We start from the raw sequence: 19,018 nt of genomic DNA, 5'->3' as shown, positions 1-19,018 counted from the left end.
CAATGCTATGTCCGTCACCTCAGTTTTATGCCCGACCCAAACACTGCGCTACGGTTTTGCACTCACTGTTAGTTTAGCGGTGAAATTGCTCTTGTGTGTGCTCTTCGCTCAAAAAGTGCTGGCCACAACGCTGAAAATTGAGAATATCGCCACTTATAACGGCTTGAATACCCCGCAGATCTACGCTGTTAGCAAAGATCAGCAGGGGTTTATGTGGTTTGGCAGCGCCGACGGCATTAAACGCTATGATGGCTATCAATTTAGTAACTTTAAACACGACCCGAACGATCCTCACTCACTGTCTGCTGACAGTGTCAGTGTCTTGCTATTTGATACCCGTGGCCGTTTATGGGCTGGCACCTGGGGCGGTGGCCTTAATCTGTTTTTAGGCGCTCAGCAAGGATTTCAGCACTTTCGTTATGATCCGGATAATGCGCAATCTCTTGGGGCAGACAAAGTGCAGGCCCTGTTTGAAAGTTCGGATGGCAGCCTGTGGATTGGTACCAATGGTGGCGGCCTTAACCGTCTCAAAGCAGATGGCAGCGGATTTGAGCGTTTTATCCATGAGCCAGGCAACCAGGCCAGCCTGGGGAACAACCGGGTATGGAGTATTACGGAGGACAAAGCGGGCAATATCTGGTGCGCCACGTCAGATGGGCTTTACCGGCTTGACCGCCAAAGTGGCCAATTCAGTGCATTTAAAATGGCACCGCAGTCACTCGACCACCCTGAGGTCAGGCAGGTTTCCGTTGCCGCCGATGGCCGACTGTGGGTTGCCACGCGCACGAGCTTTGGCCGCTTTGATCCGGAAACGCAGCGCTTTCATACCTATCAGCTCAATGAACACAGCCTGCCGAGCGTATCCAGTCTGTTGCACCATCAGGGCGACATTCTGTTATCTACCTTTGCGGGTATCTATCGCTTTTCACCAATCCAGGAAAAGTTCATTCCCACCGCACAAGATGGCAAGCTGGCCTTATTACAAAACCGTGACGTGCGACAGGTGTTAATTGATCAGACCGGGCTGATGTGGGCCGCAACGCGCTATTCTGGGGTCATTAAAGTCTTTCCTCACCCGCCCGCCTTTAAGGCCTGGCATCATTTTTTGGCAGATCAGCAGCTTTCCGGATTATTTAATCAGGTACTGAGTATGGCTCAGGCCATTGAAGGCGGCGTGTGGCTTGGTACAGGTCGCGGTCTGGTGCATTTTGATGGCCATGGACAATTCACCCCCTTTGCTTCGCCCGAGGAGTTGACGGGCGATTATCGGCTCAGAGTACACCACCTCAACCGGGACACGGATGGCCAGCTCTATGCCGGTACCAATTTTGGGCTGTTTAAAGTTGATGAGCTAACTCGTACTTTGACGCCCTTTATGCCACCGGGGGTGCGAGAGAGGTCCCCGGTCGACTACATTAATTTTGATACTCAGGGATGGCTGTGGTTAATCATTGCCGGTGAACGCAGAGTCACACGCTGGCATCCACCAAGCGGTGAAGTACAGCATTTCTTACCCAATACAGACCCCACTTTTGTGTTGATTGACAGCGATGACCAGGTCTGGGTAGGCAGTGACGGGGATGGCCTGTTTCGCCTGAGCCCGGACTTAACACAAATACAACACTATCTGCCCGATAACACCCCCACCAGCCTGGATGGTCGCCATATTAATCAGGGTATTCAGAGCGGCCGTAACCTGTGGTTTGCCAGCAATAACGGCATTACCCGTTTCGCACTCGATCAGGGCCAGTTTCGGCGCTTTAGCAATACCACCTCACAAGCCAATTTTGCAGTGAAATCCATTGTTGCTGATGAGCTGGGGCTGTTGTGGCTGGCAACCTCTGGCGGTGTGTTTCAGCTTGATCCGCTCAGTGGGATCTTTCATCAGTTTACCACCCATGACGGACTGGGTAACAACCACTTCCTGGCACGCTCATTTGTGACTTTTGATGAACAGATCCTGTTTGGCAGCATAGACGGCATTACCGGATTTAATCCACTTACTGTCTATGTCAACATCTCTGCGCCGCCGCTGGTTTTTACTCATGCCGATTTGGATGGCGAACGGCTGGACAAACTTGATACCGGCATTGAGTTTACCCACAGAGACAGAAATCTGGCCGTATATTTTGCAGCGCTGGATTACCATGCGACTGAGGACAATCGCTACCGCTATAAGTTATTGGGACACGATGCCGACTGGAGCGCCATCACAGATACGCCCCGTGCCAGCTATCGGTCACTGCCACCCGGCGAGTACGTGTTACAAGTGTTAGGCAGTAATAATCACGGTGTCTGGAATGACACGCCGATTGGGCTACAGATTATTTCGCTGCCAGCCTGGTATGAAACCTTGTGGTTTAAAGTACTGTTACCTGCTGTGCTAATTATCTCGATTGTCAGCATAGTGCACATCCGAGAGCGCAGGCTGCGTCTGGCCAGCTTAAAGCTGGAACAAAAGGTGGCTCAGCGCACTCAGGACCTGGTGGTACTGGGTGAAGTCGGTAAAGAAGTTGCCGCAACCTACGACATGAAGGTCATTTGCGAAACCATCTATCAGCACTTAAAGCAGACTTTACCCTGCGAGTTTTGTGCGGTGGGTATTTATCACCGTGACCAGCAGTATATTGATTACATTTATGCCGTGCAGGATGATGAGCCGTTTTCAGCGTTGATCAGCAAACTCTCCACCAGCCGCGGTGCTGATGTGTATTGCGTCCAGGAAGCCAGCCAAGTGTACGCTGCCTGTCCACAGGACTGGCAGAAACTGGCGCTGAATGCCGCGGACAATCTTCACGGTGACGCCACACAAAGTGTTTTTTGTGCTCCGCTCGTAGTCGACGGCGAGGTACTGGGCGTATTTACCCTGCAATTTAACCATGAGCATGCGCTCACCCGCGCGCAACGGGCAATATTACGGGTGGTGGCCAACCACCTTGCCGTCGCCCTGGCTAATTCCTTGTCCTATGGCGAACTCAAAGAAGCAGAACAACGGCTGGAACTGGCAATGTCTGGCGCCAACGCGGGCACCTGGGAGTGGGATATCAGCAGTGGCCAGCTGATCACCAATGAGGTCTGGTCAGAAATGCTCGGCTACCAGTGTGACGAGCTTGAGCAACGCTATGGCCCCAGTATTGCCCGCTGGCACCAACTCATTCACCCCGACGACCTGAGTGCCAGCGAAGACGCGTTACTGGTCCATGCGCGAGGCGACAGCGATACCTTTCGCCATGAAATGCGGATGAAATGTGCCGATGGTAGCTGGAAATGGATCCTCAGCATTGGCCGCAGTGTTGTAGCCAAACATGGTCCAGGTGGCAAGGAAGTATTTGGGATCCACATGGATATCAGCGACGCCAAAGCGCTCCAGGTAGCCCTGCAAAAAGCCAAAGATAAAGCGGAAAGTGCCACTCAGGCTAAATCTGACTTTTTATCAAATATGTCGCACGAAATCCGCACCCCCATGAACGCCATCATTGGTATGAGTTACCTTGCACTGCAAACGGCTTTGAATCGTCAGCAACGCAACTATGTGGAGAAGATCAATCGCAGTGCTGAGTCACTCCTTGGGATCATCAATGATATTCTCGATTTTTCTAAAATTGAGGCTGGCCGACTCGATATTGAAGCCATCGAGTTTGACCTCGAAGAAACCCTCACTCAGAGCATCGACCTGTTGGCCATCAAAGCCCGGGAAAAAGACATTGAGCTGTGTGTCATGCTGGATCCCGGGATCCCGGCGCGCCTGATAGGCGATCCACTGCGGATCTCACAAATATTATTAAATTTAGGCAGCAATGCCATCAAGTTCACCGATGAAGGCGGTGATGTGATCATTGATGTATCACCAAAAGCAGGCGACAAAGAAACCCTAACACTGGCATTTGCGGTCATAGACACCGGCATTGGTATGACCGAGGAGCAACAACAAAAACTGTTTAAATCCTTCAGCCAGGCAGATACCTCAACAACCCGCAAGTATGGGGGGACCGGTCTGGGGCTGGCCATCTGTAAGAAACTGGTGGAACTAATGGGCGGCCAGATCAGCTGCCAGAGTATTGCCGGTGAAGGCAGTACTTTTGCGTTTGAGATTGTGGTGCAATTGTGCGACTACAACACCGCAGCTTTGCCGGCACTGTCCGTGCAGCATGCCATCATTGTCGATGATAATCAGTATGCCGCGGCGACCCTGAAACGCTACCTGCACGCCTTTGAGATCAGCGCAGAGCCCATCAGCAAAGACTTCCTTAACGAAGATACAGAAGCTTTGGTGAATGGCCAATTCATTCTGGCAGACAGCCGCTGTATAGATGCCTTGCCCGACCCGCTGCGCGCAAAGCTGCCCGTGGTGCTGCTGAATCATAACGGAGATAGCACAGAACCCGATGTCAGCTATACCCTCTCAAAACCCGTTTTCCCCAAGCCGCTTGCCGCCTGCCTGCTCAGTCTGTTCGGCGATCCAAGTACCTACGAGCAACACGATACAACCACTGATGAGCAGCCCAATTCCGTCGCGGGTTCCCACTTACTGCTGGTAGAGGACAATGACCTCAACCAGGAGCTGGCCATAGCCTTGCTGGAAAAAAATGGCATTCGGGTTGATGTCGCCGAACATGGTCAGCAGGCACTGGAGATGCTGCAACAGCGTGATTACGATGGCGTGCTCATGGATTGCCAGATGCCAGTGATGGATGGTTACAGCGCGACCGAAGCTATCCGCCGCCAGCCCAGATGGCAGGATCTGCCGGTCATTGCTATGACCGCCAGTGTGATGCTAGATAACCGTCAAAAAGCGCTGGAATGTGGCATGAATGACATCATAGAAAAACCCCTGAATCCGCGCAAAATGTTTGCCACGCTGGCCCGCTGGATAACCCCGGCCCAGCCAGCAAATATATCCTCCACCAGCGAACGTCCGCCTTCAGTAGAACCAGATGAACCCAGGAACTTACCAACGATTACCGGGCTGGATACCCAGGCAGGACTGGCCATCAGTGAAGGCGACACAGCTCTGTACAAAAAGCTGCTGATGCGTTTTTGTGACAAACAGGCGCAATTCGCACACGCCTTCACCGACGCGCAAGCACAGACAGATGTTGATCCACAGGGACCGATGCGGTGTGCCCATACGCTCAAAGGCAGCGCTGGTAATGTTGGGGCAGTCCAGATCGCGCAGCTGGCCGCTGAATTAGAAACCGCCTGTGCCAACAATGCACCTGTACAACCCATATTGGATGAGCTATTGATCAGCCTGACGACACTTATTGATGCACTTAAGCTGTCATTGAATGAGCAGCAAACCCGTGAACACAGCAGCGAAACAAGTCTCCCAGCAAACGCACATCAGGATATTGATATCGCGGCCTTACTCGCGGAGCTCAAAGGCATGATCAATGATTCTGATATGGATGCCAGCGACCGGGCTGAAACGCTGCTCGAGGCGCTCAGCGGGACCCCTCAACAAGCGTTGGCAGAACAACTGTTTACCCAGATTGAGGATTTTGATTTTGATGGTGCGGGTGAAACTTTGACGGCACTGGATCAACAGCTGACAGGCTGAACAACGAGCATGTAGTTATCCAAAGTCATACTCAGTAATTCGCTCTGTGCCAGGTTGTGGTGTCACCGTGCTCAGAAACCAATACTAACTGGCTTGCGGTGATGCTTTTCACCTTAAACTGAAACTGATGCGCCACAGATGAGAAATTCAACGTTTCCGTCACCGTGAGCGCTTCTCCGTCCAGGTGCCAGGTCCCTGTTACTTTATTTATATGTGCTTCCCCAAACTTGGTAGAAAAAGAAGCCTCTTCGATAATGCATGTACGCTGCGTGTTTTCAAAAAACTCACAAACCTGAGTCGTTTTGTGGCTCGGGCCAGCATCAACCGTAATCCACTCGCCCTGTAATTTATTCAACCTAGGTACATTAGCACTGGCTATATGACAACTCAAAAGTAAAAGCGTCACTGGCAGTATAAATCTAACTCTCATTGATGTTTTCCGTGCGAGCTAAGATCAGATGTTCACTTGCTTCAGGTGCTTCAAAATACTGGCTAACCTGATAAAACACCGCTTCGTTATCAAACTGTGCTCGCGCTGGCTGTTCAATACGGCGTTTGACCAATTGTGCCAGACACTGTGTATCACTGACATCCAGATAGTAAAGCTGATGTTCAGCCTGTACAGTTTCGCTCAGCTCAACGAACCAGGCGCGTTGTCGCCGGGTGTTGGCCGGAAAATCCATCACCACATTCAGCCCCAGCTGCAACAGGCTTTGTACATGGGCTTTGATAAAGGGTTTGATCAACCGAGATTTCTCGATGTAATCGTCGAAGGTATTGATTTGGCCAGGGTAATGCGCCGCCAGCCAGTCATCCTCAGACAGCACCACTGCCTGATGGTCCTGCGCCAGCTGGCGCGACAAAGTGGATTTACCAGCCCCCATCTTGCCGCATAAATAATAGAGTGTCGCTTTTTGTGTCACTGCATCGTCCTTGTTTAATGTAATCGACAAACCAGTATTAACACATTAGGTAACCGGGTCAACCACTGTGACAACACACCTCTACACGCGCATTTTGACTACTGCCGCTGATAAACCCGACCTGCCACTCCAGACTGACAGGCTTACCAACCGTATTTAGTTTATAGAGAGTTGAATAATGAGAAGTTCACTCTAGTTGTGACTTTGTCTGTTTCGAGCGCACACTTACATGTGGTAAATCATCGAAAAAACACCAGTAAAAAAAGTAATCAACATAAAGCAACCAACAGAAACCTTGATAAACGCTTGTTCCTCTTCACCTTTATTTGTAAACCAGGACTCTGCCTGCTGGTACTTTTCTTCATTTCTAATTGAGAAATAGAAAATTATCACTGAAAAAGCAAAAGCTGACAAAGCCAAGACTTTAATTATGTCGAAGTCTAGCAATTCCCCTCGTCCATGAAGAGGCGAGTATGTATAAGCAAAATAAACAACACTTTGCATCACCATATTTAGCCAAAAAGCACCGGCCACCACACCGTAATACTTTTCTCTTTTATCCCGGGGCAATAAATTCTTTATTACAACGTTCGCCTTACACAAGAACATTGACACTGCTTCACCCTTCTCAATGATTGTTTTCATTTCCCATCCAACAGCACACACTCAACATTTTTTTGTGTAAAAATGTGGGGGTTGTTTGATCTCTCGGTGTAAAAATAAGAATTTAAAAATTAAGGCGCACGAAACGTTGCGGTAAAGCTATCACAGCTTAAACACTGCTTGGGCTTGTGCGTAAAGCTTACAAAAAGTCCGTAAATGCGCACTTTTTATGATTCATGATTCATAGTTGAAACTATAGAAAGTAGCGACAACCACAAGATTGCCGCCACTCAGGACTTAGCTATAGAGGTTTTGCGGTACTTTCAGTACCTGAATATGCACGGTCACTTCTTCGCGGTCGTGATAGAGGTGTTTAGCCTGTAGCTCATAGCCTACGCCGTATTTTTTCAGCTCATCGCGGATCAGCGTCAAACACTCATAGACGGTATCAAAACGCTTTTTCATTGGCAGCTTAAGGTTGAAGATAAGCTCGCGGACAAAACCATTTACTATCCAGTCGACCATCAGCTCACTGACGCGAGTTGGTTTTTCAACCATGTCACACACCAGCCAGTCGATGTTGCGCTTTTCCGGGCGGTATTTAAAACCGTCTTCGCGGAAATGCTTTACCTGTCCGGTTTCCATCAAATCATCGTTCATCGGGCCGTTATCGATTGCCGCCACAAATAACCCACGGCGCACCAACTGATAGGTCCAGCCACCCGGACACGCGCCCAGATCGACGCCGCGCATACCAGGACGAACTCGATCAGGTTCGTTCTCTTTGCCGACAAATACGTTAAAGGCTTCATCCAGCTTCAGTGTTGAGCGACTGGGGGCATCGGCCGGCATTTTAAGCCTGGGGATCCCCATAAAGAAAGGCGAATTATTGTTACTGAATGAGTAACCAACATACGCCGTGTCGTTAGCCAGAAACAGCACATGTAACACCGGTTTATGGGCTTTGTGGTCGCGGGTCAGCTTATTTTGCTTCTCCAGCGCTTTGGCCAGTGGTGTCGAAAACTTCTTACAGAACTTCGACAACTCCTTGCCCTCGTTGGTGTCCGGGGTTTCTACCCGCAGATCGCCACACAAAGGAAAATCACCCACTACCTGTTTGATCTCAGACACCCTGTCTTCAACAGGCATTTTGCTTAACAGCACACCTGCAAACCACTGACGGGCAAAGACCAGACTAGAAAAATCAACCTGTTTAAGTAGCTGCTCACTCTGAGCCGGGTCGAAGCACTCAAAGGTCACATAACCTGTATTAGGCTTAGCTTTCACGTAACCGGCAACATTATGTAACGCGGCGTGATGTGTAATTTCGGCCGCTGCATCGCTTTCAAAGCCGCTTCGGCAATAAATAACCACACTAGACATAGTGATAAAAAGTCTCTAATCAATTAAAAGGGCTGGCGGGCAACCTGAAACAGCAGCCAGGCCCAGCCAAGAATAAAACACAATCCGCCCAGTGGTGTGACAGGTCCCAGCCACTTAGCGCCGGTCAGCGCCAGCAAATACAAGCTGCCGCTGAAAAGGACAATCCCGGTCGCAAATAAATAACCCGACAGCTGAACTTTCACGCCCCACTTCAACAGCAGAGCCACGGCCAGCAGAGCCAGGCCATGCGTCATCTGGTATTCAGCGCCGGTTTTAAAAATGCCAATGGCGTAGTCACTCAAACGGTTTTTCAGACCGTGGGCAGCAAAAGCCCCCAGCATGACGGACAGCATACAAAATGCCCCGCCCAGCAATAAGAATAGCTTAGCCATTGAGTGTCTCCGCAATTTTAGTTGCAATGGCCTCTGCTGCCAGTTGGCGGTTTTGCGCTTCTGTCAGGCCACTGGCTTTGCGCGGCTTCAAGGAATGGTCGCCATCTTTAAGCCATACCAGCTCAGGCCAGCTCTGATCTTCAGCTTCCACTACCAAAGCATTGACCTCGGCATGATTTCCAAACGTGTCACGCTCTCCTTGCAGCACCACAAATGGGCAAGGGATGTCGGCAAAGTGCTCGGTACGCAGCTTGTCCGGCTTGCCTGGCGGGTGAAACGGATATCCCAGCGCAAACACGCCCCGTACTTCAATCCCCTCTTCACACACCAGCATCGACGCCATGCGTCCGCCCATTGACTTGCCCCCAATAAACACAGGCAAGGTGTCCAGCTGAGCGCCCAGGACATCTCGATAATGTGCCAATAGCTTAGGGGCGCGCTCTGGCGGGCGGCGTTTATCCAGTGCCTTCGCCATCTGCATATAACCAAAATCAAACAGCCCGACGGTGATCCCCAGAGTGCTCAATCGGGTGGCCATATCCTGCATAAACTCGCTATCCCGGCCTGCGCCCGCGCCATGAGCCAGGATCAACTGCGCCTGAGGTTGTTCAGCGTGGTGCCACTCTATATCAATCTTTACTTCGCTCTGCGTCATTGTTGTTCCTGCTCTACCATTTCCAGCATCCAGTTTTTGAAGGACACAATTTTACCTAATTCCGCCTGTGATTCACGACATACCAGATAATAGGCATTTTTACTTTCCAGATGGTGACTGAATGGGATGATCAAGCGCCCCGCATCCAGGTCGGGCTTTGCCAGCACGCTGTTGCCCAGCGCGATCCCCTGACCATGTACAGCCGCCTGAGTCACCATCGAAGAGTGACTAAAAATAGGCCCGGTATTCGCAGGGACATTTCGTACCCCGGCGGTTTTAAGCCAGGCTTTCCAGGCGCGTCGGGTGGTATCGTGCAACAGGGTATGATTCGCGAGGTCACTGGGCTGATCCAGCGGCTTAGGGCCATTGAGCAATAAAGGGCTACACATAGGCACCAGATACTCAGTGTGCAGCTTATGCGTTTGCACCCCACTCCAGCTGCCCCGACCATAATAAATGGCCACGTCCACATCATCCGTCAATGAGTTCTCATCCAGATCCTGTGCTTTTATACGCACATCAATGTCCGGGTGTAGTTCATTAAACAAACTCAATCTGGGCACCAACCACTGAATCGCGAAGCTGGGCGTCAGACTAACCGTCAGCGAGCCTTTCGCTCCCCGTGCCAATAGTTTTTCTGTGGCATCGATCAGCTGAGAAAACAGCTCTTTAATGTCCAGAAAATAACCCTGCCCTTCTTCTGTTAACAGCAAGGACCTGTTTTTACGTAAGAAGAGTTTAACCCCAAGGTGCTCTTCCAGAATCTTGATCTGGTGGCTAATGGCTGCCTGAGTCACAAACAGCTCTTCGGCAGCTTTGGTAAAACTCAGATGTCGGGCAGCGGCTTCAAAAGCTTTCAGTGCATTTAATGGGGGTAATCGTCGTGACATGGCACAAATTCCGAACCAGGCTGATGGAAATGGCGGAGCTCGCTCCGCCTGTAATTATCGGGTTACAGATCAGCTGCGCTGGTATCTAACGGAGCAAACCCTTTGACCAGATCGTCCACGGCTTTCATCTGCTGCAGGTAGCCTTCCAGCTTAGCCAGAGGTAAAGCACACGGGCCGTCACATTTGGCTTCGTTTGGATTTGGATGTGCTTCAATAAACAAGCCCGCCAGACCCAACGCCATACCACTGCGTGCCAGTTCCGCCGCCTGAGCACGACGCCCATCCGCGGAGTCACTGCGGCCACCCGGACGCTGCAACGCATGCGTGGCATCAAAAATCACCGGTGCCATATGCTTCATGTCATCCATCCCCAGCATATCAACCACCAGGTTGTTGTAACCAAAACTGGTGCCACGCTCACACAAGATCACTTGCTCATTGCCCGCTTCACTCATCTTCTTAATGATGTGACGCATCTCGTGCGGTGCCAGAAATTGCGGTTTCTTTACGTTAATGACATTGCCTGTTTTAGCCATCGCCACAACCAGATCGGTTTGACGAGCCAAAAAGGCTGGCAACTGGATCACATCAACGACTTCAGCAACCGGAGCCGCCTGATGCGGCTCATGTACATCAGTGATCAACGGCACATTAAAAGTGCTTTTGATTTCTTCGAAAATTTTAAGCCCTTCTTCCATACCAGGACCACGGTACGAGTTGATAGAAGAACGATTAGCTTTGTCAAACGAGGCTTTAAACACATAAGGAATGCCCAGCTTACTGGTCACCTCAACATAGTGCTCAGCAATGCGCATTGCCAAGTCACGTGATTCCAGCACATTCATGCCACCAAACAGCACGAAAGGTTTGTCGTTAGCAACTTCGATGTCTGCTACTTTAATAATCTGTGTATTCATTGTCTTTCCTAAAATAGTCGCTAACTGGCAGTGCTAACTGCCAATCACACGCAAAATTTGTCCGCACAGCCAGGCGGCGTAGGTGCCCAATGCATAGCCCAATACTGCCAACAACACGCCCACCGGGGCCAATGCCGGGTGGAATGCTGATGCAACGACGGGAGCCGAGGCCGCGCCACCTATGTTGGCTTTACTGCCAACGGCCACGTAAAACACGGGCGCTTTAATGAGTTTAGCCACCAGAAATAATAGCCCCACATGCACCGCCATCCAGATCAGGCCGATCACCACATATTTAGGCGCTTCAACTATTTTGGTGATGTCCATGTGCAAACCTATGGTTGCGACCAGGATGTACAAAAAGCTACTCCCGACCTTGGAGGCCCCAACAGCCTCGAAGTTACGGGCCTTGGTAAATGACAATGCCAGGCCGATGGTTGTCACTAACACGATAATCCAGAACAGCTTTGAATGCAGAGAAAACTTTTTCAGTTCCGGGAAGTTGCTGGCGAAATAAGGAACCAAGAGGTCGGCAGCAAAATGCGCCAGGCCGGTTGCACCAAAGGCAAAGGCAATCAGCAACATTAAATCTTGCAGTTCCGGACGTCTAGCGTGTTCCGCCTCAAAGGCCTGTACTTTGTTAATCAACCGCTCAATCGATGCCGTATCAGCCCCGGTGCGCGCATCTATTTCTTTGTGTCTGGCGGCCAAAAATAACAGCCCAGCCATCCATAAGTTGGCAACAACAATATCCACGGTCACCATGATGGTAAAGATTTCTCCCCCAGCACCGTATATTTCTTTCATTGCCACCATGTTGGCACCGCCGCCAATCCAGCTACCGGCCAATGCTGCCATGCCGCGCCAAACGGCTTCTGGCCCAGCAACGCCAAGCAATTCAGGCATAAACGTGGCGGTGATGAGCAGTGCGATAGGCCCACCCAGTACGACGCCAACCGTGCCGGTCAGAAACATAATAATCGCGCGTTTACCCAGCCCCATAATCGACTTCAGGTCGATGCTTAGGGTCAGGAGTACCAAACAAGCTGGCAGTAAAAAGTACTTAGCAACCGAATACACATCATTGCCACTGCCGTCAACAATGCCAAAGGTATTCAACAAAGATGGCAGGAAGTAGCACATCAATAAGGCGGGCACATAGCGATAAAACTTAGCCCAAAATCCGGTTTTCAGATTGGAGGTATAAAATACGAACCCCAGAATGACGGCCAGCAGGCCAAGCACAACGGCATTGTTGGTAATGAGTACACTACTCTCTTGCATAGGATCTCTCTGTTTCCTTGATTATACAAAAACCGCTCGGGAACCCTGTCAGGTCACTGACTGACCCAGAGATCCCATCATACAGAGTGCGCTGATCTCACTTAATGGAGGATATTATTGTGATCGGCCAGTTCTGCGATTTGATTTTGAATGAGTTCAATGGTCGGATCATCCGGGCACTCATCGACAAAAAACTGCAGATCATCTTTGGCCATTTTAGGGCAATTAAGTTGGTTCAGCAGGTAGCCACGGTCACGACGCTCGTAAGGGTCATCACCCAGCAGCTCCATCAACATCTCGACACAGCTCAGTGCATGACCAAACTTCTCCGCAGCAATAAAGGACCATTTTTGTTGAGCCAGGTAGAGCTTAAACGCTTCCTCGCCAAATACCAACTCCATGGGTTCCTGCTCTTTGTCGTCGCCATTTTCCGGGATTACATACCAGGACTGATGGCCGGAGCTTGGGTCGATAATGTATCCTTCTTCGTCACTCAACGCGATATGAACCAGCACATCACCCTGATTAATGGCCAGGCTTGCGTTCAGACGGGCTCGTTCCAGTAAATGCACGAGAATAAGGGCCAGCGCCATACTGGTACCACTGTGCATTTTAAGCACATAGCACACATTGTTGAGCAGGTGTTCAGGCACTTTTTGGTCTGTACCGCTGAACAGCCACTGGGTATAAAACGCATCAAGCAGTGCATCTACACACTGATGTTTATCATCATTTTGATGGCAAATAGCGTCAACAGCCTGCTCCAGCTCTGCGAGCAAACATAGCGTGTGTGAAGTATCCGCTTGAGCATCCCAGTGCGGCTCAGCCCAGATACAACGTAACAAGGCAGGCGTCGAAAAATGATCCGTACTTGTGTCGTGTTCATCGAACCAGATATCAGTCATAAATAACGAACTGTTTTCTACTGTCTATAGTCATAATGGGCTAGTGTAACATTTTTCAACACATTCCCAAGGGGATTTTTATTTTGGGGAAAATTCACGAAGTGGGCGGGGAAAGCGGGCAACGATGCTGCCCGCATATCTATCATAGTATCAGCGCATTTTTAGCACTGGCAAGGTAACCAACGGCCAACAGCGTCACTGTTGCCATGACCAGTGCACCAATCTGCTTGGCTTTTGTTGTTGATTTTGCAATCACAAAACCTAGCGCTATATATGCAATGACTAAAACAATTTTTTCCATCAACCAGGGTTGCTGTGCCGGGTTCAGACTGGCCATCACAGCCAGCGATACCGCTGAAATCAATAGCACAGTATCAACACTGTGGCTGGCAATGAAAACCCCTTTGTTGGCTGCTAATTTACCACTGGCCAGACGCGAAATTGCGCGGGTATAAAACAAAATAATACTTAAAACTGCAAACATCACATGCGTGTGTTTAAGTGCCATGTAATCCAAAATTGCCCCTTATTAAATTTTAAAATCAATCTTGTAAGCGAGTCAGGATCTGTTCCAGCTCGTCTGTAACCTCATTAAATACGTCTACCAGTTTTGGATCAAAGTGTTTGCCTTTCTGGCTGTTAATTTCTGCAACCACCTCTTCCAGACTGTATGCCGGGCGATAACAGCGTTCATGACGCATGGAGTCATATACATCGGCAATCGCAGCAATACGACCAAAAATATGGATTTCCTCGCCTTTTTTGCCGCTCGGATAGCCGCTGCCGTCCCACTTTTCATGATGATCTCGGGCGATCATTGCTCCGGCATTAACGATTTCGCGACGCGAGTCACGCAGGATCTGATACCCTTTTTGAGTATGAGATTTCATCACATCCCATTCTTCTGGTGCAAGCTTGTTGGGTTTGTTTAAAATGGCATCGGGAATACCCACGTTCCCCACATCGTGCAAGGGCGAAGCCAGTCTGATCAGCTCAGCTTCACGGTAGCTCAGGCCATAGTGCTTGGCCATTACATAGCATATGTTGGCAACGCGCTTTACATGATTTCCCGACTCAGTAGAGCGCTGTTCAAGTGCTTCACTCAGGCGGTAAACCAGTTCCTGTTGGGTGTCTTCAATCTCAGCCTGCAACTGAACGTTTTCATACGCCAATTGTACGTTTTGCGAGAAAATTTTGATCAGGTGTTTTTGCGTGTCGGTCAGAAACTCCGGGATCCCGGAAACAAATAGCATAGAGGCATGATTATATTCGCTTGAACAATAGGCAAATAAATAGTTGTCCTTGTATACGATCCCTCTGTCCTGCAAAGCCTGTCGGCATGCTTCCATTTGCTCAGTATCCAGTACATCTTCTATGGACTTGCCTTCACTTCGGGCAAATTCGCCACGGCCGGTAAATACCACCAGTTTGTCACTGCTATTGCTGGGATCATTACTGGCCACCAAAGAGGTGGCGTAAATCGCTTCATCCACGGTTCCCAACAAAGACGTCAGCTGCTGTATAACGCCCTCAATAAACTGGTCAATAGAATGGGAAGCAAAAATATTACGAGATGCTGTAATGATTTTTTCCAGCCCCTGACGAGACTGATCAATTGACAAAATATCCCGATAAGAGCGCAAACTCGACATCACCACAGTAAACAGCTTTTGCGCCGTCAGTTCAGTTTTAGATTTGTAATCATTGATATCGTAATTAACAATGACCTGGCGCTCCGGTGCCTGACCTGGCTGACCCGTACGCAAAATAATGCGGATATTATTGTTCTTGGCAGTTTCGCGGATGTACTGTGCTACCCTCAGGCCTGCATCATCCGTTTCCATCACCACATCAAGCAATACAATCGCAGCGTCGGGATGGTCCATAACCACCTTTTTTGCTTCCTCGCCGGAATAGGCACTGAGGAACTCCAGGCGCTTTTTCTGAAACTCAAAGTCGCTGAGCGCGAGCTTGGTCACCGCATGCACTTCAGGTTCATCATCAACAATGATCACCTTCCAGGTGCCACTTTTTTCCTGTACTTCCGAATCACTTGGCTCGTCTGAAAACAAAAAATCATCCATTGGAGAGTCCTCAACACTCTTTTTGTACTCGTATCTCGCCAGTATTGCGCACGCTGACGGTCATGAAGCAGGTTGGCGATAACCGAGCTGTTCACCACAATACGGTATCACTGCACTATGCATAATGCCTGCACAAGGCAATTTAGATAATCAGCAACGATTATTGTGGCTTTTGCGCCATCGTTACCCTATCACAGCCTGCCATATCTTTTATTGTAAGTATATTGCGATAGTTCATTTGTGCAAAAATCTGCTGAACACCAGCAGCTTGCTGATACCCGTGTTCAAACATCAGATAACCATCCGGTGCCAGATATTGCAGTGCCTGCTCAGTAATATGACGGATATCGGCATAACCTTCTTCCGGCGCCACCAGGGCAGATAAAGGCTCGAAACGGACATCCCCCTGATTCAGGTGTTCATCTGTTTCACATATATACGGGGGGTTGCTGACAATCAAATCAAAACGCTGATCTAACAAGGCAGAAAACCAGTCACTCTGGCGGATCTGCACATGCTCAAAACCCAGCCGTTGACGGTTTTTCTCTGCCAGGGCCACCGCATCATGAGAGTAATCTACACCGATAAGCTGCCAGTCAGGCTGCTCCGAAGCGAGTGCCAACACAATGGCGCCCGTACCAGTCCCCAGGTCAACGACTCGAGCATCTGTCGGCAGGGGTAAGGTCAATGCATGCTCAACCAGGGTTTCCGTATCTGACCGGGGAATGAGGGTGCTGTTATTGACATACAGAGGCAAACTCCAGAACTCGCGCTCCCCCGTCAGATGGGCGACTGGTTCACCCGCTTTTCGACGTGCAATGAGTGATTCAAATAATTGATATTGCGCTGCATTCAGCTCGGCTTCTGGCCACGCGAATAAATAACTGCGGTTCTTCTGAAGAATGTGTAAAAGCAGCACTTCGGCATCGAGTTTCGCTGACTCTGAGCTACTTTGAAGTTGCGAACTCGCCCAGGCAATCGCCTGAGCAAGATTGGGATTCTGCGCCATTAGTCGTCGCCCATGGCTGCTAACAGATCAGCCTGATACTCCAACACTAACGGATCGATAACGGCACCCAGGTCGCCGGCTACCACTTCATTGAGGCGATACAACGTAAGGTTAATGCGGTGGTCCGTGATACGTCCTTGCGGATAGTTATACGTACGGATACGTTCAGAGCGGTCACCACTACCAACCAAGTTACGACGTTCGCTGGCTTCTTCAGCCTGGCGCTTTTCATCTTCAGCCTGCTGCAGTCGGGCGCCCAGTACTGACAACGCTTTCGCACGGTTTTTATGTTGCGAACGCTCATCCTGACACTCGACCACAACCCCGGTTGGAATGTGAGTAATACGAATTGCAGAATCGGTTTTGTTAACGTGCTGACCACCGGCACCAGATGCCCGGAAGGTATCGACCTTAAGGTCCGACGGGTTAATTTCAATGGCTTCTGCTTCAGGAATTTCTGCCATCACAGCAACCGTACACGCTGAGGTATGAACACGGCCCTGAGATTCGGTTTCTGGTACACGTTGTACACGGTGTGCGCCCGACTCAAACTTCAGCTTGCCGTAAACGCCATCCCCTTTGATGTTAGCGATCACCTCTTTGTAGCCACCGTGCTCACCTTCATTGGCACTGACCACTTCGACCTGCCATTTTTGTGCTTCTGCATAGCGGCTGTACATACGGAACAAATCACCTGCGAAAATCGCGGCTTCATCACCACCGGTACCAGCACGTACTTCAAGGAATACATTGTTGTCGTCTTTCGGGTCTTTTGGCAGCATCAGGATCTGGAGTTGCTCCTCCAGCTCTGAAATTTGTTCTTTTGCGTCTTTGAATTCTTCCTGAGCCATTTCACGCATGTCAGGATCTGAGTCTTTCAGCATTTCTTCAGCCGCAGCCACGTTTTCCTGGGCCTGCTGGTAGGCTGTGAACGCCTTAACGACATCTTCCAGCTCTGAGTATTCTTTTGATAACGCGCGAAAACGGTTTTGATCGCCAATAACTTCCGGATCCCCCAGCATGGCTTCCACTTCTTCGTGGCGCTCTACCAGCGTTTCCAATTTACGATAGACGGACTCTTTCATTTAACTTTTATTCCTGCTCAATACCTAATGCTTGTTTTAATACTGCAATACGCTCTATATCGCCCTCTTTTGCCGCCGCCTGAATGGCACGGGTCGGTGCATGAGTGAGCCGATTGGTGAGCTTGTTTGCCAACTCTAACAAGACCTTTTCTGAATTCTTACCCGATTGTAGCTGATTTAACGCCTTTTCCACGAGCTCTAATTTAATCGTCTGCGCTGATTCACGGTATTCCCGGATCACATCGACAGAGGTCAGTGAACGCTGCCACTGCGCAAATTCATGCGTTTTATCGTCAATGATTTGCTGTGCTTCGCGCGCTGCTTGTTCCCGCGACGCCATGTTCTCGTTCACAATCGCTTGTAGGTCATCCACGGTATACAAATACGCAGCGTCTAAGTCATTCACCTGACTTTCAATATCACGCGGTACCGCAATATCAACGAACAACATGGGCTTATGTTTGCGCTTTTTCAGTGCCTGCTCTACCACCCCTTTACCTATGATAGGCAAAGTACTGGCCGTGGAGCTGATCACAATGTCAGCCTGGTGCAATTGCTCCGGCAGCTGAGCCAAAGAAATGACATTTGCGCTAATTTCATTGGCCAGCAACTGTGCCCGCTCAATGGTGCGGTTGGCCACAGTGATGGCTTTTGGGTTGTGTTGAGATAAATGCTTGGCAACCAGCTCAATGGTTTCACCCGCACCGATAAGTAACACATTGGTTTTTTCCAGCTGACCATAGATGTGCTTTGCCAGATTAACAGCGGCATACGCCACAGATACCGCACTGGCGCCAATTTCGGTTTCGGTGCGAACTTGTTTGGCCACAGAGAAGGTTTTCTGGAATAAGCGTTCAAACACAGGCTGAATGCCATTGTGTGCTTTTGCACTGTTATACGCTTGCTTAATCTGGCCCAGGATCTGTGGCTCACCTAGTACCAGCGAATCCAACCCACAAGCCACGCGCATCAGGTGATTGACGGCATCCTGATTGTGATGCACATAAACATTCTCAGCCAGCTCGTGCTCTTCTATCTGGTGAAATTGCGCAAGCCAACCCAGAAGCGCTTGGGAATTCGGGTCCCCAAGGCTACAATAGATTTCGGTCCGATTGCAGGTAGAAACAATCACGGACTCATTAAACTGCGGTAACTCAGACAGCTGCTGTAGCGCATCCGATAGTTGTTGCGGAGAAAAAGCGACTTTTTCCCTCAATTCGACGGACGCGGTTTTGTGATTGATCCCAAGTGCGATGATGGTCATAACTGCCAGTATTGCTCAAGCCCTGCTTTAAAGCCGCTAATTTTACCAAAAATCAATCGAATAT

The 19,018-nt window shown here is 49.8% G+C and carries 16 protein-coding genes; 1 reads left to right on the top strand and 15 read right to left on the bottom strand.

Annotated elements, in window-relative coordinates; genetic code table 11:
• The first annotated feature begins 7 nt into the window (after positions 1-7).
• Complete coding sequence (locus PRUB_RS19065) at positions 8-5,560, top strand: response regulator (RefSeq protein WP_010386517.1); 5,553 nt, start codon at positions 8-10, stop codon at positions 5,558-5,560.
• A gap of 31 nt (positions 5,561-5,591) precedes the next feature.
• On the opposite strand, the gene PRUB_RS19060 is transcribed toward PRUB_RS19065, so the two are convergent.
• The 15 genes from PRUB_RS19060 to hemA all read right to left on the bottom strand — a co-directional run bounded on the left by PRUB_RS19060 (position 5,592) and on the right by hemA (position 18,954).
• Entirely contained in the window at positions 5,592-5,990 is a 399-nt protein-coding gene (locus PRUB_RS19060) for a hypothetical protein (RefSeq protein ID WP_021032777.1), read from the bottom strand.
• The gene (locus tag PRUB_RS19055) at positions 5,980-6,483 is read right to left on the bottom strand and encodes a P-loop nucleotide/nucleoside kinase family protein (protein ID WP_010386519.1); all 504 of its coding nucleotides are present in this window, start codon (positions 6,481-6,483) and stop codon (positions 5,980-5,982) included. Before PRUB_RS19055 ends, PRUB_RS19060 begins: the two co-directional genes overlap by 11 nt.
• A gap of 225 nt (positions 6,484-6,708) precedes the next feature.
• Positions 6,709-7,128 carry a hypothetical protein gene (locus PRUB_RS19050; RefSeq protein ID WP_010386521.1) on the bottom strand — a complete coding sequence of 140 codons (420 nt, stop codon included), beginning with the start codon at positions 7,126-7,128 and terminating at the stop codon, positions 6,709-6,711.
• Between the two features lie 255 nt (positions 7,129-7,383).
• A complete protein-coding gene (gene rlmM / locus PRUB_RS19045; RefSeq protein WP_010386523.1) occupies positions 7,384-8,469 on the bottom strand; it encodes a 23S rRNA (cytidine(2498)-2'-O)-methyltransferase RlmM in 1,086 nt (361 codons plus the stop codon).
• 23 nt (positions 8,470-8,492) lie between these two features.
• Positions 8,493-8,861 (bottom strand): DUF423 domain-containing protein, encoded by a 369-nt coding sequence (locus PRUB_RS19040; protein WP_010386525.1) that lies wholly within the window; start codon positions 8,859-8,861, stop codon positions 8,493-8,495.
• Positions 8,854-9,516: an alpha/beta family hydrolase gene (locus PRUB_RS19035; protein ID WP_010386527.1), complete on the bottom strand. Its 663-nt coding sequence runs from the start codon at positions 9,514-9,516 to the stop codon at positions 8,854-8,856. Before PRUB_RS19035 ends, PRUB_RS19040 begins: the two co-directional genes overlap by 8 nt.
• Positions 9,513-10,406, bottom strand: coding sequence for a transcriptional regulator GcvA (locus tag PRUB_RS19030; RefSeq protein ID WP_010386532.1), 894 nt, complete (start codon positions 10,404-10,406; stop codon positions 9,513-9,515). The genes PRUB_RS19035 and PRUB_RS19030 overlap by 4 nt, the downstream gene beginning before the upstream one ends.
• A 62-nt stretch (positions 10,407-10,468) precedes the next feature.
• Positions 10,469-11,323: a 3-deoxy-8-phosphooctulonate synthase gene (gene kdsA / locus PRUB_RS19025; RefSeq protein ID WP_010386533.1), complete on the bottom strand. Its 855-nt coding sequence runs from the start codon at positions 11,321-11,323 to the stop codon at positions 10,469-10,471.
• Positions 11,324-11,356: 33 nt separating this feature from the next.
• Positions 11,357-12,607: a DUF819 family protein gene (locus PRUB_RS19020; RefSeq protein ID WP_010386534.1), complete on the bottom strand. Its 1,251-nt coding sequence runs from the start codon at positions 12,605-12,607 to the stop codon at positions 11,357-11,359.
• Between the two features lie 101 nt (positions 12,608-12,708).
• Positions 12,709-13,512, bottom strand: coding sequence for a tetratricopeptide repeat protein (locus PRUB_RS19015; protein ID WP_010386535.1), 804 nt, complete (start codon positions 13,510-13,512; stop codon positions 12,709-12,711).
• 142 nt (positions 13,513-13,654) lie between these two features.
• Complete coding sequence (locus PRUB_RS19010; protein ID WP_040644730.1) at positions 13,655-14,029, bottom strand: SirB2 family protein; 375 nt, start codon at positions 14,027-14,029, stop codon at positions 13,655-13,657.
• A gap of 25 nt (positions 14,030-14,054) precedes the next feature.
• Positions 14,055-15,596 (bottom strand): DUF3369 domain-containing protein, encoded by a 1,542-nt coding sequence (locus PRUB_RS19005; RefSeq protein ID WP_010386538.1) that lies wholly within the window; start codon positions 15,594-15,596, stop codon positions 14,055-14,057.
• A gap of 160 nt (positions 15,597-15,756) precedes the next feature.
• The gene (gene prmC / locus PRUB_RS19000) at positions 15,757-16,605 is read right to left on the bottom strand and encodes a peptide chain release factor N(5)-glutamine methyltransferase (RefSeq protein ID WP_010386539.1); all 849 of its coding nucleotides are present in this window, start codon (positions 16,603-16,605) and stop codon (positions 15,757-15,759) included.
• Positions 16,605-17,690, bottom strand: a complete 1,086-nt coding sequence (gene prfA / locus PRUB_RS18995) for a peptide chain release factor 1 (protein ID WP_010386540.1) — start codon at positions 17,688-17,690, stop codon at positions 16,605-16,607. The genes prmC and prfA overlap by 1 nt, the downstream gene beginning before the upstream one ends.
• A 7-nt stretch (positions 17,691-17,697) precedes the next feature.
• On the bottom strand, positions 17,698-18,954 hold the full coding sequence (hemA, locus tag PRUB_RS18990; protein ID WP_010386541.1) for a glutamyl-tRNA reductase: 1,257 nt from the start codon (positions 18,952-18,954) through the stop codon (positions 17,698-17,700).
• Positions 18,955-19,018 lie beyond the last annotated feature (64 nt).

Source organism: Pseudoalteromonas rubra, from assembly GCF_000238295.3.
Lineage (GTDB): Bacteria > Pseudomonadota > Gammaproteobacteria > Enterobacterales > Alteromonadaceae > Pseudoalteromonas > Pseudoalteromonas rubra.
Note: the sequence above shows the minus strand (reverse complement) of the source record. Positions and strands in the feature narration are given on the sequence as shown.

What these genes read in the sequence shown, in the direction of transcription:
- PRUB_RS19035 (WP_010386527.1), bottom strand. Translation starts at nt 9,516, where the DNA reads ATGACGCAGAGCGAAGTAAAGATTGATATAGAGTGGCACCACGCTGAA.
- PRUB_RS19060 (WP_021032777.1), bottom strand. Translation starts at nt 5,990, where the DNA reads ATGAGAGTTAGATTTATACTGCCAGTGACGCTTTTACTTTTGAGTTGT.
- PRUB_RS19015 (WP_010386535.1), bottom strand. Translation starts at nt 13,512, where the DNA reads ATGACTGATATCTGGTTCGATGAACACGACACAAGTACGGATCATTTT.
- prfA (WP_010386540.1), bottom strand. Translation starts at nt 17,690, where the DNA reads ATGAAAGAGTCCGTCTATCGTAAATTGGAAACGCTGGTAGAGCGCCAC.
- PRUB_RS19005 (WP_010386538.1), bottom strand. Translation starts at nt 15,596, where the DNA reads ATGGATGATTTTTTGTTTTCAGACGAGCCAAGTGATTCGGAAGTACAG.
- PRUB_RS19065 (WP_010386517.1), top strand. Translation starts at nt 8, where the DNA reads ATGTCCGTCACCTCAGTTTTATGCCCGACCCAAACACTGCGCTACGGT.
- kdsA (WP_010386533.1), bottom strand. Translation starts at nt 11,323, where the DNA reads ATGAATACACAGATTATTAAAGTAGCAGACATCGAAGTTGCTAACGAC.
- PRUB_RS19020 (WP_010386534.1), bottom strand. Translation starts at nt 12,607, where the DNA reads ATGCAAGAGAGTAGTGTACTCATTACCAACAATGCCGTTGTGCTTGGC.
- hemA (WP_010386541.1), bottom strand. Translation starts at nt 18,954, where the DNA reads ATGACCATCATCGCACTTGGGATCAATCACAAAACCGCGTCCGTCGAA.
- PRUB_RS19030 (WP_010386532.1), bottom strand. Translation starts at nt 10,406, where the DNA reads ATGTCACGACGATTACCCCCATTAAATGCACTGAAAGCTTTTGAAGCC.
- PRUB_RS19050 (WP_010386521.1), bottom strand. Translation starts at nt 7,128, where the DNA reads ATGAAAACAATCATTGAGAAGGGTGAAGCAGTGTCAATGTTCTTGTGT.
- rlmM (WP_010386523.1), bottom strand. Translation starts at nt 8,469, where the DNA reads ATGTCTAGTGTGGTTATTTATTGCCGAAGCGGCTTTGAAAGCGATGCA.
- PRUB_RS19040 (WP_010386525.1), bottom strand. Translation starts at nt 8,861, where the DNA reads ATGGCTAAGCTATTCTTATTGCTGGGCGGGGCATTTTGTATGCTGTCC.
- prmC (WP_010386539.1), bottom strand. Translation starts at nt 16,605, where the DNA reads ATGGCGCAGAATCCCAATCTTGCTCAGGCGATTGCCTGGGCGAGTTCG.